Source organism: Roseovarius sp. MBR-78, from assembly GCF_040547535.1.
Lineage (GTDB): Bacteria > Pseudomonadota > Alphaproteobacteria > Rhodobacterales > Rhodobacteraceae > Roseovarius.
In genome coordinates this window covers 24,550-38,380 of sequence record NZ_JBEPPX010000022.1, presented here as the reverse complement: position 1 = coordinate 38,380, position 13,831 = coordinate 24,550, and the positions used below count along the sequence as shown (strand labels likewise).

The following is a 13,831-nucleotide window of genomic DNA, read 5'->3' as shown; positions in this document are numbered from 1 at the left end:
TGCAATGGTGCATTATTAAAGATGATTCATCCGAAAAACATCTCCAGCGGCGGCAGGCGTGGAGATTTGACCGGCTTGGTCACGATATAGGTGAAATAGCGCGCCAGCCCGATGCGCGCCTCCAGCATCTCGTCGATCAGCCGCTGATAGGCGTCGATATCGCGGGTCACGATCTGCATCAGGTAATCGAACCCGCCGCCCAGCGCCCAACAGGCCGTCACCTCGCCATAATGCTGCACGCTGTCCTCGAAGGCGCGGAATTTTGCCGGGGTGTGATCGGCCAGTTCCACCGCGACAAACACCGTCACATGCGGCCCCAGCTTCTTGAGGCTGATACGCGCGTGATAGCCCTCGATCAGCCCGGCCTCTTCCAGCCGCCGCAGCCGCTCCCAGCAGGGGCTTGCCGAGAGGCCGACGCGCGTGGCCAGATCGGCCTTGGTGATGCGCCCCTCATCGGCCAGCACCCGCAGAATTTCCAGATCGCGCGCATCGAGCCTCATGCGCGGATCACCGCGCCCACGTCGCGGCCTGCAAGCCGCGCCATGACATGGGTGGCAATCGCGGTATCCTGCGCGCCGGTGCCGGTCAGGTCGCAGATCGTGATATCTGTCTGCCCTTGCCGCCCGCGCGCGCGGCCCCGGATCACGTCGCCCAGTTCCACCGGCGCGCCCCTGTCCCAGAGCCCGGCGGCGATGGCCCCGCGCAATTCGCCCAGTTTTTCCACCTGCGCCGCGCGGTCGGCGACGTAAAGATCGGCCTGCACCAGCGCCTTCGGGTCGATCTCGGTCTTGCCCGCCTGATCCGATCCCATCGCGGTGATGTGCAAGCCGGGGTGCAGCCAAGCGGCCTCGATCACGGGCGCGCGCGCGGGCGTGGTGGTGATGACCAACTGGCTGTCGCGCACCAGATCGGCGGGGCTGTCCGCCACCGCGATATCGCACTTCATATCCGACAGGTCATCGGCACAGGCGCGCGCGCGCTCGGCATCGCGGCCCCAGATCAACAGCCGCTCAAAGGGCCGCACCAGATGCGCCGCCCGCGCCTGAAGCCGCGCCTGCACGCCGGTGCCGATCACGCCTGCCACCTGCACCCGCTCGGGCGCGAGGTGCCGCGCGGCCACCGCCCCCGCCGCCGCGGTGCGCAGATCGGTCAGGTAGCCATTGTCGAGAAACACCGCCTCCACCAGCCCGGTTTGGGCGGAAAACAGGATCATCAACCCGTTGAGGCTCGGCAGGCCCAGCTTGGGGTTGTCAAAGAAACCGGGACTGACCTTGATCGCGAACCCAGAGAATCCGGGTATATAGGCGGTTTTCACGTCCACCTCGCCATGCGCCTCGGCCAGGTCCATCGACAGGACGGGCGGCATCACCACCCCGCCATCCGACAGCGCGCCGAACGCCTCTTCGATCACGCGCACGGTGTCGAGGTCCAGCCCCACCGCCCCGCGCAACTCCGCCTCGGTCACGATGCGAATGTCATGTGCCATAACGCTGCCCCTCAACCACGGTGTCGCCCAGATGCACATCCTGCCCGGTGATGACGCGGGTGAACATCTCCATATCCAGATTGCGACCGGTGATGATGGTGGCGGTCGGGCCGGAGACGTCAATCTTGCCCGAAAGCACCGCCGCGAGGCCCACCACGCAGGCCCCCTCGGCCACGATCCGGTCTTCGTAATAGAGCACCTGCATCGCGTGATAAATCTCTTCCTCCGAGACCAGCACCACCTCGTCGAGCAACTCGCGGCACATCGGAAAGCTCAGCCGGTTGCCCATCCCGATCCCGCCGCCAAGGGAATCCGCGAGGCTCGCCACCTCCTCGACCTCGACGGGGTGGCCCGCGCGGATGCTGTCATGCATCGCAGCACCGCGATCCATGCTGATCCCCACCACGCGGAGCGACGGCTTGATTGCCTTCGCGGCCATCGCCACGCCCGCCGCCAGCCCGCCGCCCGAGAGCGGCACCAGCAGAACCTCGATGTCAGGCCGCGCCGCCATGATTTCCAGCCCGATGGTGCCCTGGCCCGCGATCACCCGAGCGTCGTCGAAAGGCGAGATTTCCACCAGCCCCTCGTCGCGCACCAGCCGCTCGGCCTCGGCCTGCGCGTCGTCCTGCGACCGCCCGGTGATCCGCACCTCGGCCCCCAGTGCGCGGATGCCGTCCACCTTGGCCTGCGGCACCAGCTCCGACATGCAGATCACCGCGCGCATCCCCCGCGCCCGCGCCGCATAGGCCACGCCGCGCCCGTGATTGCCGGTGGAACAGCAGGTGACACCGGCGGCCTCAGTCACCCCCGCCACGGCGTTCAATGCCCCGCGCAGCTTGAACGCGCCGATGGGCTGCATATTTTCCAGCTTGAGCAGAAAATCATGGCCGCAAACGCCGCTCATATGGGGCGACGGCACCAGCGGCGTGGCAACCGCCACCCCGGCGATCACCTGTGCCGCGGCAAGAACATCGGCCAGAACGGGGCGCATCGCTGTCTCCTTGTCACTCGGTGGCGGCAATCTGCGCGCGGATCGGGGTTGCGTCAACCTTGCGCCACACGGTGGTCAGAAAACGACATCCGGTGGCGTATTTCTTGGGGCGCGCGCGCCGAAAATCCCCCAAGGCGGGATAAACCACAACGTGACGGACGATGCCATGATCGAGAAAAACCTTCCCTTTTCGTTGCAGGAATACGAGCGCCGCCTCGGCAAGACGCGGAGCGCGATGGCCACCCGCGATCTCGACGCGATCTTTGTCACCGACCCGTCAAACCAGCATTGGATCACGGGGTATGACGGCTGGTCGTTCTACGTGCATCAGGGCGTGATCGTGCTGCCCGAGGCCGATCCGATCTGGTGGGGCCGCAACCAGGATGCCAATGGCGGCGTGCGCACCGTCTGGATGACCGATGACCGGGTGATCGGCTATCCTGACCACTACGTGCAATCGACCGAGTGCCACCCGATGCAGGATCTGGCCGCGCGCCTGACCGGCATGGGGCTGGCAGACAAGCGCATCGGCGTGGAAATGGACAATTACTATTTCTCCGCGCGTGCGATGCAGGTGCTGCGCGAGGAACTTCCCGAGGCCACGTTCCTCGACGTGACCGGCTTGGTCAACTGGCAGCGCGGCGTGAAATCCGAGGAAGAGCTGGTTTTCATGCGCAAGGCCGCCGCGATCTCGGAAAAGATCACCGACGGGCTGTTCGAGCGGGTGGAACCGGGGGTTGCGAAAAACGAGATCGTCGCCGAGATTTTCCGCGACGCGATCCGGGGCGTCGAGGGCGCGTGGGGCGATTATCCGGCGATCGTGCCGCTACTGCCCTCCGGCTCGGACGCCGCCGCGCCGCACCTGACATGGGACGGGCGCGAATTTGCGACAGGCGAAGCGACATTCTTCGAAATCTCAGGCTGCTATCGCCGCTATCACGCACCGTTCTGCCGCACGCTCTTTCTGGGCAAGCCGCCGCAATTCCTGCTCGACGCGGAAAGGGCGCTGGTCGAGGGGCTGGAGGCCGGGCTGGAGGCCGCAAAGGCGGGCAACCGCGCTTGCGACGTGGCCAATGCGCTCGCCGCCCCGCTGGAGCGTGCGGGCATCGAGCGCGGCGCGCGCTGCGGCTATCCCATCGGCCTCAGCTACCCGCCCGACTGGGGCGAGCGCACGATCAGCTTGCGCGCCGAGGATGAGAGCGTGCTGGAGCCGGGCATGACCTTCCATTTCATGCCGGGCCTCTGGATGTCCGACTGGGGGCTGGAGATCACCGAATCGATCCTTATCAAAGAAAGCGGCCCGGCCGAGACCTTCTGCAACCGCCCGCGCAAGATGTTCGTGAAGGATTAAAGAATCTTGCTCAAAACCGGCTCCCACTTTTGAGCAGAATGCTTTCGCGCGGCACGGCGTTGGGGGCGGGCAGCTTGAGGGTCATTGCGCCTAGCGCCCCGGCGGCGGGGCGGCCGGTTTCCGAGAGGAAGCGGTTGAGTATCTCGATAGCGGCGGGCGAGGTGACGGGGACGAAGTGATTATAGGCCTCGCCGGTGGCAAGCGCCGAGAAGTCGATCACCTGCACATCGGGCCGCGTGACCTCTTCGGCGGCATCGATCACGCCGAGGCGCGGCTTGCGCCCGGTGATGAAGCCCGACAGCGACAGCGCCCGATCGGCGCGGGTGATGAAGATGAAGAACGGCTGCGGCAGGCGCCCGATCGCCTCGGCCTGGCGCGCGAATACGTCCGGGTCGATATCGGGCGACATCAGCACCACGCCGCTCAGCCGTGAAAGCGCCGTGCGATCCCCCGAAAGCGCGATCTGGCGCAGCGCCTCCATCACCAGTTGCGAGCCCATCGAATGCGCGAGCACGAACACCCGGTCGCCGGGACCGGTGGTCAGCCGCTCGATCAGCGCCACGAGATCGTCGCGCGCGAAAAGCACGCTGTCGCGGTCATAGACATAGCCGCGCGGATCGCCCGCCGAGGGCCAGGAAAACAGCAGCGCCGGCATGGTGGTTTCGAAATCGGTGCGGATTTGCGCCAGCCGATACATCGCCTCCGAGAGGGTGTTGTTGTAGCCGTGGACATAAAGCAGCGTCTCGCGTCCCGGACTGCCCGCGCGCATCCGCGTGATCAGTTGCGTCGCATTCTCCAGCACCTCGGTGCCGGTGACGACGAAATCGGTGGCGGCATCGGGCTTGCCCTCGGGCCATTCGATCTGGCCCGGCATATGGGTCGGCGGCACAGAGATATCGGCGCGAAAATATCTCAGCCCCGATTTTCGCTCGATCCCGAATTGCGATCCGGTCTGATCGAGCACGAGGCCTGTGGCCACATGGATCGTCTGGATCGTCGCCGTCGGATCGGGGGCGGCACGCATCGCGCTGGGGCGCGGGGCGCAACCCGCCAGCAGCACCATCGCCAGAACCGTGACTACCCGCAAACCGCCCATGCCTCAACGCCCCCGCAGCCACCTCCCTCATAGTCGAGCGGGGCGCATCATCCAAGGATCAGCTTGCGGTCAGCATCCCCTTTTCCTGCGCCAGGCTGCGCATCCGCTTTTGCAGCTTTTCAAAGGCACGCACCTCGATCTGGCGAATCCGCTCGCGGCTCACGTCATATTGCGCGCTCAGATCCTCTAGCGTGATGGTTTCCTCGCTGAGGCGGCGCTGCGTCAGGATATCGCGTTCGCGCTCGTTGAGCACGTCCATCGCCAGCGCCAGCAATTCGCGGCGGGCCTTGAGTTCGTCCTGCGCCTCGTAATCACCGGCCTGATCGGCGCCTTCATCCTCGAGCCAGTCCTGCCACTGCATCGAGCCTTCGCCCTCGGCCCCGACGGTGGCGTTGAGCGAGGCATCCGCCCCGGCCATGCGGCGATTCATCGAGATCACCTCGTCCTCGGTCACGCCGAGATCATGGGCGATCTTCTTGACGACCTCGGGGCGCAAATCGCCCTCTTCCAGCGCGCCGATACGCGCCTTGGCCTTGCGCAGGTTGAAAAACAGCTTCTTCTGCGCCGAGGTGGTGCCGAGTTTCACAAGGCTCCAGGACCGCAGGATATATTCCTGGATCGAGGCCCTGATCCACCACATCGCATAGGTCGCGAGGCGAAAGCCCTTCTCGGGATCGAATCGCTTGACCGCCTGCATGAGGCCAACATTGGCCTCGGAAATCACCTCGGCCTGCGGCAGTCCATAGCCGCGATAGCCCATCGCGATCTTGGCCGCGAGGCGCAGGTGGCTGGTGACCATGCGATGCGCGGCCTCGGTGTCCTGTTCCTCGACCCAGCGCTTGGCCAGCATGTATTCCTCTTCCGGCTCCAGAAGCGGGAATTTGCGAATCTCCTGCATGTAGCGGTTGAGCCCGCCTTCGGGGGTGGGGGCCGGGAGATTTGCGTAATTGCCCATGCGGGTGTCCCTTCCTTCATGTATAACGCGTTAACATTGATTTATGCAGTCAGCGCGCGCGATCAAGCCTGTTACCTCATGGATATTAACGCATCGTTCAGCGGTTTCCGGCAAAATTCGGCGAATATGTCGAAATCTCACGTCATTCTGTGCCGCTGTCATCCGTGCCGCGCAAACACGCCAGCAGCGCCGCCATATCGGCGGGCAGCGGCGAGACAAACCGCAAAACCGCGCCGCTCAGCGGATGGGTGAACCCGAGCACACCGGCATGAAGCGCCTGCCGGGGAAAGCGGCGCGCCGCCTCGGCCGCGCCCTCGGGCAGGGCGCGCGCGGGCAGGCGGCGTGCCCCGCCATAGACCGGATCGCCGATCAGCCCATGCCCGGCATAGGCCATGTGCACGCGAATCTGGTGGGTGCGCCCGGTCTCGAGCCGACATTCCACCAGCGCCGCCGCCGGCGGCTGGCCGAATCGCTCCATCACCTGCACGCGCGTCACCGCGTGGCGGCCACCCGTGACCACAACCGCCTGCCTCTGGCGGTCGGTGCGGTGGCGAGCCAGTTGCGTGCGGATGACAAGCGTGCCGCCCGCCTCAAAGCGCAGCCCCGCCAGCCCCTTGAGGCGCGGATCGCCGGGATCGGGCGCGCCATGCGCAAGCGCGAGATAGGCGCGCTCGACCGTGTGCGCGGCGAATTGCGCGGCCAGCCCCTGATGGGCGGCGTCGGATTTGGCCACCACCAGAAGGCCGCTGGTATCCTTGTCGATCCGGTGCACGATACCGGGGCGGCGCGCCCCGCCAACCCCCGACAACCGGTCGCCGCAATGGTGCAAAAGCGCGTTCACAAGCGTGCCCTCGGGCGTGCCCGGTGCCGGGTGCACCACCATGCCCGCAGGCTTGTCGATCACGATGAGGTCGTCATCCTCATAGGCGATGTCGAGGGCGATGGCCTCTGGCTCCATATGGCTCTCGCGGAGCGCGGGAAGGGCGATTTCGATCAGGTCGCCCTCGGCCACGCGCGCCTTGGCATCCTGTACCACGGTGCCACCCACGCGCACCGCCCCCTCGGCGAGCAGCCGCGCAAGCCGGGTGCGCGACAGCGCCGCCGCCTCTGGCACATCGCGCGCCAGCGCCTTATCAAGGCGCGGGGGCGGATTGGCCCCGATGGTAAAGCCGAGCAGGTCCTGCCCCATGTCCGACCCCATGTCCGACCCCGACTCAGACCCCATGCCCCAAAGCCCCCCGCCGGTGAGCCCGGCCATGCTGAAATTCCTCGCGCGGTTGGTCGCGGTGCTGACCGCCACGATGATCCTCGGGCTTCTAGTGATCGTCGGCCTGCTTGTCACCCGGTTCTGGTCCGAGCCTGCCCTGCCCGCCCTGCCAGACACCATAACCCTGCCCGAGGGCGCGCGCGCCACCGCCTTTACCCAAGGCGAGGGCTGGTATGCGGTGGTCACCGATGACGGGCGCATCCTGGTCTATGACCGCGCGAGCGGCGCATTGCACCAAAGCGTCACGATCAAAGCGGCCAATTGAGAGCGATGGTACCGCCTCCCTGGCTTGAACAGGGGACCTCTGGATCCACAATCCAGCGCTCTAACCAACTGAGCTAAGGCGGCACTGTCGGCGGATTTACCGGTGCCGCCGCCCGATTGCAAGCCTGACGCAAAGCGATTTGCCAGCTTTGTGCGACAAAGGCCCCGCATTCCCACCGGAATATCCAGAGGCTTGCCAAGGCGGCGCGCAAGGCGTAGCAGATCGCGAGTTTCAGGAGACCGTCATGAGCATCAACAGCGAGCGCGACATCGAGGCCAATCTTCAGATCGGGCCGACGGATCAGGGCATGGTGCGTCTCTTCATCGAATCGCAGGGCATCGAGGTGCCGATGGATTTCGACCCCGACGAGGCCGACGAGATCGCCGAGGAAATCCGCGCCGCCGCGCAGCTTGCGCGCGCGCGCTCATAGCCGCGGATCGGTGGCCCGGCGCAGGCGGCGCGCGGCATCGCGCGCGAATCGCCGGATAAGCGCGGCACGCCGCGCGGGCGCAAGCCGGGTCTCGGGCGCCATGCGCAGGATCTCGGCATCGAACGCGTCGGCGATAATAAGGCCGGTGCCCTCGGGCAGAAGATCTATGGGGAAATCCGCCTCCACCGCCCAGAAATAGCGATCACACCAACCAAGATAGCCCTGCCACTTGGCATCCGAGACGAAATCGGCGCGGCTTGATTTGCACTCCACCACCCAGATCTCGCCCTTGGGGCCAAGCGCCATCACATCCACGCGCCTGCCCCGCTCGGGCGAAAATTCCTCGATCGGCACGAAATCGTGGCTCAGCAGGTGGCGGCACACGCCGCGCGCGATCAACTGGCCGGGTTGCAGGGGGCGGGGAGGTGTATCCATGTGGTTATTTTGAACAAACCACGAACGCACGCAACCCCTTGTCGCGCCCCGCGCAAAGCATTACCTGAGAGGGGTGACGGGTGCTGCCCTTCCCGTGAACGGTTGCATTCCGGTGGCCTTAAGCAATTCCGAGGGAGCTGGCTCTGTCCGGGCCCTGGTCCGGTTACCCGGTGCCCACCTGTACAAACAGGTCCTCGGGAATGAGAGAACCAAACGGTTGCGTGCGGGCCCGTCACACCCGATCCCTCGCACATCCTCAGAGCCATTGGCCGGTAGATGGTTCAGTGACTGCGCCGCACCGGGTGCCGCCCCGCAGTCACGCGCACAGGGATGGCGACATAATCGCGACGCATAACAGGCTGCCGCCGCCCGCCGTGGTGATCGTCGTCATCGTCATCCTTCATCCGCATCACGGCAATGGCGAACTGCGCCCCGGCAAAGACGATGCCATTGGCCACCCACAGGATCAGCACCGCGAGCGGGCCATCGCTACTATGGCTGACGAGGTGCCACAGGTTGGCAATGTTGAACCACAAAAGCAGCCCCACGAACACCCCCGCGAGCCCGAACCCGATGGCAACCTGCGTGATATAAAGCCTGACGAGCCGTGGCATGGCGGACCTCCGTTTCAGTCACCTTAAAGCTACGCCCTTAACAAAGGATTACAAGGGCCGGATTGCACCGCGCCCGACAGCGGCGACAAAATGCCCGAAGTTCGAGCGCTCAGCGGCAATAGGCCCCGCCGCGATGGCGGGCCGTGTCGAAATGCAGGTGATCGCGGTGAAACCGGTCCGATTCGGGGCCAAGCACCGTGCCGAACCGCCCGCAGGCCTGCCCGTGCACCCGCCGCAACACCCGGCCCTCGCGCCCCTTGCCCCAATCATCGAGCACCGAAATTTCCGAACCGTCGCGCAATTGCAGCGCCGAGATGTCGATTGCACGGCCCTTGCCATGCTCGGAAATGCGCGCGCCTTTCTGATGGTTGCGCGTACGGCACACGTAATGCGCCGCCACCCGCAGGCCACTGAGGCCGCCGCCCATGCCCCCCACCTCGGGCTTGGCGCTCTGCGTCACCCAAGCGCCGAGCGTGCGCGCGGTGCGGCAATCGAGCGTCGCGGGCTGGCTCAGCCGCACGCCGTAAACCGATGTCACGCGCACGGCATTGTCGATCCCACAGCCGTTGACCGGGTCGGCCACCAGCCCCGAGAGCGTGCCCTCAAGCCCCGGATCATCGCACAACCCGCCGCCGCGTGTCACCGTATCGTCGCCACGCCCGCAGCCGGTGGCAGCAAGGCTCAGCACCAGCGCGCCAAGAAGCGCCGCGCGCCTCATGGGGCCTTGGCCCTCCCGAAATCGGGCGCATCCACGTCCTGCCCCGCCTCGATGATGCCGCGCCGGATGTCGCGGGTGCGGGTGAAATAGGCGTGCAGGTGATCGCCGTCGCCGGTGCGGATCGCGCGTTGCAGCGCGAACAGCTCTTCGGTGAAACGACCGAGGATTTCCAGCGTCGCCTCGCGGTTGTTGAGGAACACATCGCGCCACATGGTCGGGTCCGAGGCCGCAATGCGGGTGAAATCGCGAAAGCCGGCGGCGGAATACTTGATGACCTCGCTATCGGTCACCCGGCGCAGATCATCGGCCACGCCCACCATCGTATAGGCAATGAGATGCGGCGCGTGGCTTGTGACCGCCAGCACCAGATCGTGATGCTCGGCATCCATCTCGTCGGTATGGCTGCCCAGCGCCTGCCAGATCGCCTCCAGCCGCGCGACGGCGGCGCGGTCGCTGCCCGCCTGCGGCACGATGAGGCACCAGCGGTTGTCGAATAGCTCGGCAAAGCCCGAACGCGGCCCGGAATGCTCGGTTCCCGCCAGCGGATGCGCGGGCACGAAATGCACGCCCTCGGGCAGATGCGGCGTGACCGCCTCGATCACGGCCTTTTTGACCGATCCCACATCGCTGAGCGTCGCACCGGGCTTGAGCGCCGGGGCGATCTCGGCGGCCACCGCCCCCATCGCTCCCACCGGCACGCAGAGCACCACGAGATCGGCCCCCGCCACGGCCTCGGCGGCACTGTCGCAGACGCGATCACACAGCCCGATCTCGCGCGCGATATCGCGGGTCTCGGGGCTGCGCGCATAGCCGGTGATCTCGCCCGCCACGCCCGCGCGCCGCATCGCATGGCACATCGACGAGGCAATCAAACCCAGCCCAATGAGCGCCACCCGGTCATAGATATGCGCCATCAGCGCGCCCCCCGGAACTGCCCGATGACATGCGCCACCCGGCGGCAGGCGGATTCGTCACCCACGGTGATCCGCAACCCTTCGGGAAAGCCATAACCGCCAACCCGGCGCACGATGATCCCATCGGCCCGCAGGGCGGCATCGCAGGCGGCGGCCTCTGCCTCCGAGGCAAAGCGCGCCAGCACGAAATTGGCGTGGCTGTCATCCACCGCCACCCCCGCCGCCCGTAGCGCCTCAATCAGCCAGGCACGATTGCGGATCGTGTCGCCCACCACCCGGTTCAGCCAATCGCGATCCCGCACCGCTGCCTCGGCGGTGTCGAGTTGCGTCTGCGACAGGTTGAAGGGCTGGCGAATGCGGTTCAACACCCCGATCATCCCGGCCTGCGCATAGCCCCAGCCGATCCGCAGACCGCCCAGACCATAGGCCTTGGAAAAGGTGCGCGTCATGATGACATTCCCGCGCGCCTCGACCAGCGCCACGCCGCCATCATAGCCTTCGGCAAATTCGGTATAGGCCCCGTCAAGCACCAGAATGGCGCTCTCGGGGATGCCCGCCGCCAGCCGCGCCAGTTCCGCCTCGGGCAGGATCGTGCCGGTTGGATTGCCGGGATTGGCGATGAACACGATCCGCGTGCGCGGCGTGCAGGCGCGCAGGATCGCGTCCACATCCACCACGCGCGCGCGCTCGGCCACACAGACCGGCGTTGCCCCCACCGCATGGGCAAGGATCGGATACATGGCGAATCCGTGCGCGGTATGGATCACCTCGTCACCCGGTCCGGCATAGGCCTGCGCCACGAATTGCAGCACCTCGTCGGAGCCGACACCGCAGATCACCCGCTCCGGATCAAGCCCGTGCACCTCGGCGATGGCGTGGCGCAGATCGGCGTGATCGGTGCCCGGATAGCGGTGCAGCGTGGCGGCAGAGCGGGCAAAGGCCGCCCGCGCCTTGTCCGAAGCCCCATAGGGGCTTTCATTGGCCGAAAGCTTCAGGATCTCGGATCGGCCCTCGATCACGGCCTCGCCACTCTTGTAGAGCGCGATCTCCATGATACCGGGCTGCGGCGCGATCTTGGTCATGTCATTCCCCGTCTGTCGCCGCAGGTTCTAGCTTTGGCCCGCCGCCTTGGCCAGCACCAAAAGGAAAAGGCCGCGGCGGTTTCCCGGCGCGGCCTTGTCGATGGGATAGCAGCGCGATCAGTTCTGCGCGTAATATTCGATGACGAGGTTGGGCTCCATCATCACCGGATAGGGCACATCGCCAAGGGTCGGCGTGCGCACGAAGGTCGCGACCATCTTGGAATGGTCGGCCTCGATGTAATCGGGCACGTCGCGCTCTGCCAGTTGCACGGCCTCGAGCACCACGGCGAGCTGCTTGGATTTCTCGCGCACCTCGATCACATCGCCTTCCTTGACACGGTAGGAGGGGATGTTGACCCGCTGGCCGTTCACCGTGACATGGCCATGGTTCACGAATTGACGCGCGGCGAAAACCGTGGGCACGAACTTGGCGCGATACACAACCGCATCAAGACGCCGCTCCAGCAGACCGATCAAAAGCTCGCCGGTGTCGCCGCGCACGCGCTCGGCCTCGGCATAGATGCGGCGGAACTGCTTCTCGGTGAGATCGCCGTAATAGCCCTTGAGCTTCTGCTTGGCGCGCAGCTGAAGGCCGAAATCCGACATCTTCTGCTTGCGGCGCTGGCCGTGCTGGCCGGGGCCGTATTCGCGGCGGTTCACCGGCGATTTGGGGCGGCCCCAGATGTTTTCGCCCATGCGGCGGTCAATTTTATACTTGGCAGACGTGCGTTTGGTCACGACTGGTCTCCTTCTGATATGTCGAAGGGCGTTGTCCTCTGGATTGCTCCCGACAGGCATCCCCTTGCGGGGGCCACCAACACCAATGAAGCCGCGCTTATATATGTCCGCCCTGTGGTGTCAACCGTCCCTTGCGCGCAGGCGACGGCGCGTGTTCAGATATGCGCGACACGGGATGGAGAGATAGCATGAATCTGGCAAGACTGGCAGCAGAGGCCGAGGCGCGCGGCACACCGGTGCGCGCGGGGCTGATCGGCGCGGGCAAGTTCGGCTCGATGTTTCTGGCACAGGTGCCGACGATCAAGGGCCTCGCGGTCGCGGCCATTGCCGATCTGGACCCCGACCGCGCGCGCCGCGCCTGCCACACCGTGGGCTGGGACGAAGGCCGGGTGGCGGCGACCGCCTTTCTTGATGACGGCGCCGCACTTGCCGCGCGCGACGATGTCGATGTGGTGATCGAGGCCACCGGCAACCCGCGCGCGGGCATCACCCATGCGCGCGCCGCCATCGCGGCGGGCAAGCATGTGGTGATGGTCAACGTGGAGGCCGACGTGCTCGCAGGCCCCGCGCTGGCGCAAGAGGCGCGGGCGGCGGGCGTGGTCTATTCGATGGCCTATGGCGATCAGCCCGCGCTTGTCTCGGAAATGGTCGATTGGGCGCGCGCCACAGGCTTTCACGTCACCGCCGCCGGAAAGGGCACCAAATACCTGCCCGCCTATCACGCCGTCACCCCCGATGACGTGTGGTCGCATTACGGTCTGACGGCAGAGGAGGCCGCAGCGGCGGGGATGAACCCGCAGATGTTCAACTCCTTCCTCGACGGCACCAAGAGCGCCATCGAGATGGTGGCCATCGCCAATGCCTGTGGCCTCGACGTGCCCGTGGCGGGCCTTGCCTTCCCGCCCTGCGGCGTCGATGACCTCGCCCATGTGCTGCGCCCTCGCGAGGCGGGTGGCCAGCTTGATCGGCGCGGCATGGTCGAAACGGTATCCTCGCTCGAACGCGACGGGCGGCCCGTGTTCCGCGATCTGCGCTGGGGGGTCTACGTGGTGTTCGAGGCCCCGAACGACTACGCCGCCGCCTGCTTTCGGCAATACGGCCTGCCGACCGACGCGACCGGGCGTTTCGCCGCGATGCACAAGCCGTTTCACCTGATCGGGTTGGAATTGTCGATCTCGGTGCTGAGCGCGGCCCTGCGCGACGAGCCCACGGGCCAAGCGCGCGAGATGCGCGGCACCGTCGCGGCGGTGGCCAAGCGCGATCTCAAGATGGGCGAAATCCTTGATGGCGAAGGCGGTTACACGGTCTGGGGCAAGGCACAACCGGTGGCGCAGGCGCGCACGGCGCTGCCCATCGGCCTTGCGCATGGCGTGGCGATGGTGCGCGACGTGGCGCGCGGCACGGTGCTGAGTTTTGACGACGTGGCGATCGGGAATGATCCGGTGGCGGATCTCTATCGCGGTTTGACCGGCACCTGAGACGGCAAGGC

16 protein-coding genes and 1 tRNA gene are annotated in these 13,831 nt (G+C 66.2%); 4 read left to right on the top strand and 13 right to left on the bottom strand.

What is annotated here, in order from left to right; translation table 11 throughout:
• Window positions 1-26: 26 nt before the first annotated feature.
• The 3 genes from ABIE58_RS15680 to eutB are packed head-to-tail and all read right to left on the bottom strand — an operon-like array spanning window position 27 to window position 2,477.
• On the bottom strand, window positions 27-500 hold the full coding sequence (locus tag ABIE58_RS15680) for an Lrp/AsnC family transcriptional regulator (RefSeq protein WP_354545646.1): 474 nt from the start codon (window positions 498-500) through the stop codon (window positions 27-29).
• Window positions 497-1,486, bottom strand: a complete 990-nt coding sequence (locus tag ABIE58_RS15675) for a cyclodeaminase (protein ID WP_354545645.1) — start codon at window positions 1,484-1,486, stop codon at window positions 497-499. The genes ABIE58_RS15680 and ABIE58_RS15675 overlap by 4 nt, the downstream gene beginning before the upstream one ends.
• The gene (gene eutB / locus ABIE58_RS15670; protein WP_354545644.1) at window positions 1,476-2,477 is read right to left on the bottom strand and encodes a hydroxyectoine utilization dehydratase EutB; all 1,002 of its coding nucleotides are present in this window, start codon (window positions 2,475-2,477) and stop codon (window positions 1,476-1,478) included. Before eutB ends, ABIE58_RS15675 begins: the two co-directional genes overlap by 11 nt.
• A 166-nt stretch (window positions 2,478-2,643) precedes the next feature.
• Between eutB and ABIE58_RS15665 the strand changes: the two genes are divergently transcribed.
• Window positions 2,644-3,828: a M24 family metallopeptidase gene (locus ABIE58_RS15665; RefSeq protein WP_354545643.1), complete on the top strand. Its 1,185-nt coding sequence runs from the start codon at window positions 2,644-2,646 to the stop codon at window positions 3,826-3,828.
• A 10-nt stretch (window positions 3,829-3,838) separates the two neighbouring features.
• Here ABIE58_RS15665 and ABIE58_RS15660 read toward each other — a convergent pair whose 3' ends face one another.
• The 3 genes from ABIE58_RS15660 to ABIE58_RS15650 form a co-directional block, all read right to left on the bottom strand.
• Window positions 3,839-4,924: an alpha/beta hydrolase gene (locus ABIE58_RS15660; RefSeq protein ID WP_354545642.1), complete on the bottom strand. Its 1,086-nt coding sequence runs from the start codon at window positions 4,922-4,924 to the stop codon at window positions 3,839-3,841.
• Between the two features lie 58 nt (window positions 4,925-4,982).
• Entirely contained in the window at window positions 4,983-5,879 is an 897-nt protein-coding gene (rpoH, locus tag ABIE58_RS15655; RefSeq protein ID WP_354545641.1) for an RNA polymerase sigma factor RpoH, read from the bottom strand.
• Window positions 5,880-6,021: 142 nt separating this feature from the next.
• On the bottom strand, window positions 6,022-7,068 hold the full coding sequence (locus ABIE58_RS15650; protein ID WP_354545679.1) for an RluA family pseudouridine synthase: 1,047 nt from the start codon (window positions 7,066-7,068) through the stop codon (window positions 6,022-6,024).
• A gap of 67 nt (window positions 7,069-7,135) precedes the next feature.
• On the opposite strand from ABIE58_RS15650, the gene ABIE58_RS15645 reads away from it, so the two are divergent.
• On the top strand, window positions 7,136-7,411 hold the full coding sequence (locus tag ABIE58_RS15645; protein ID WP_354545640.1) for a DUF6476 family protein: 276 nt from the start codon (window positions 7,136-7,138) through the stop codon (window positions 7,409-7,411).
• A 6-nt stretch (window positions 7,412-7,417) separates the two neighbouring features.
• On the opposite strand, the gene ABIE58_RS15640 is transcribed toward ABIE58_RS15645, so the two are convergent.
• Window positions 7,418-7,494, bottom strand: a tRNA-His gene (locus ABIE58_RS15640).
• Between the two features lie 161 nt (window positions 7,495-7,655).
• Here ABIE58_RS15640 and ABIE58_RS15635 point away from each other — a divergent pair.
• Window positions 7,656-7,841 carry a DUF6324 family protein gene (locus ABIE58_RS15635; protein WP_354545639.1) on the top strand — a complete coding sequence of 62 codons (186 nt, stop codon included), beginning with the start codon at window positions 7,656-7,658 and terminating at the stop codon, window positions 7,839-7,841.
• Here the strand turns inward: ABIE58_RS15635 and ABIE58_RS15630 are convergent.
• The 6 genes from ABIE58_RS15630 to rpsD all read right to left on the bottom strand — a co-directional run bounded on the left by ABIE58_RS15630 (window position 7,836) and on the right by rpsD (window position 12,342).
• Window positions 7,836-8,276, bottom strand: a complete 441-nt coding sequence (locus ABIE58_RS15630; protein WP_354545638.1) for an MmcB family DNA repair protein — start codon at window positions 8,274-8,276, stop codon at window positions 7,836-7,838. The two genes, ABIE58_RS15635 and ABIE58_RS15630, sit on opposite strands and share 6 nt — an antisense overlap.
• 281 nt (window positions 8,277-8,557) lie before the next feature.
• Entirely contained in the window at window positions 8,558-8,890 is a 333-nt protein-coding gene (locus ABIE58_RS15625) for a hypothetical protein (RefSeq protein ID WP_354545637.1), read from the bottom strand.
• A gap of 109 nt (window positions 8,891-8,999) precedes the next feature.
• On the bottom strand, window positions 9,000-9,608 hold the full coding sequence (locus ABIE58_RS15620; protein ID WP_354545636.1) for an extensin-like domain-containing protein: 609 nt from the start codon (window positions 9,606-9,608) through the stop codon (window positions 9,000-9,002).
• Window positions 9,605-10,522 (bottom strand): prephenate/arogenate dehydrogenase family protein, encoded by a 918-nt coding sequence (locus ABIE58_RS15615; RefSeq protein WP_354545635.1) that lies wholly within the window; start codon window positions 10,520-10,522, stop codon window positions 9,605-9,607. Before ABIE58_RS15615 ends, ABIE58_RS15620 begins: the two co-directional genes overlap by 4 nt.
• Window positions 10,522-11,604, bottom strand: coding sequence for a histidinol-phosphate transaminase (hisC, locus tag ABIE58_RS15610; RefSeq protein ID WP_354545634.1), 1,083 nt, complete (start codon window positions 11,602-11,604; stop codon window positions 10,522-10,524). The genes ABIE58_RS15615 and hisC overlap by 1 nt, the downstream gene beginning before the upstream one ends.
• A gap of 117 nt (window positions 11,605-11,721) precedes the next feature.
• Entirely contained in the window at window positions 11,722-12,342 is a 621-nt protein-coding gene (gene rpsD, locus ABIE58_RS15605) for a 30S ribosomal protein S4 (protein WP_354545633.1), read from the bottom strand.
• 188 nt (window positions 12,343-12,530) lie between these two features.
• Between rpsD and ABIE58_RS15600 the strand changes: the two genes are divergently transcribed.
• A complete protein-coding gene (locus ABIE58_RS15600) occupies window positions 12,531-13,820 on the top strand; it encodes an NAD(P)H-dependent oxidoreductase (RefSeq protein ID WP_354545632.1) in 1,290 nt (429 codons plus the stop codon).
• Window positions 13,821-13,831: the final 11 nt, after the last annotated feature.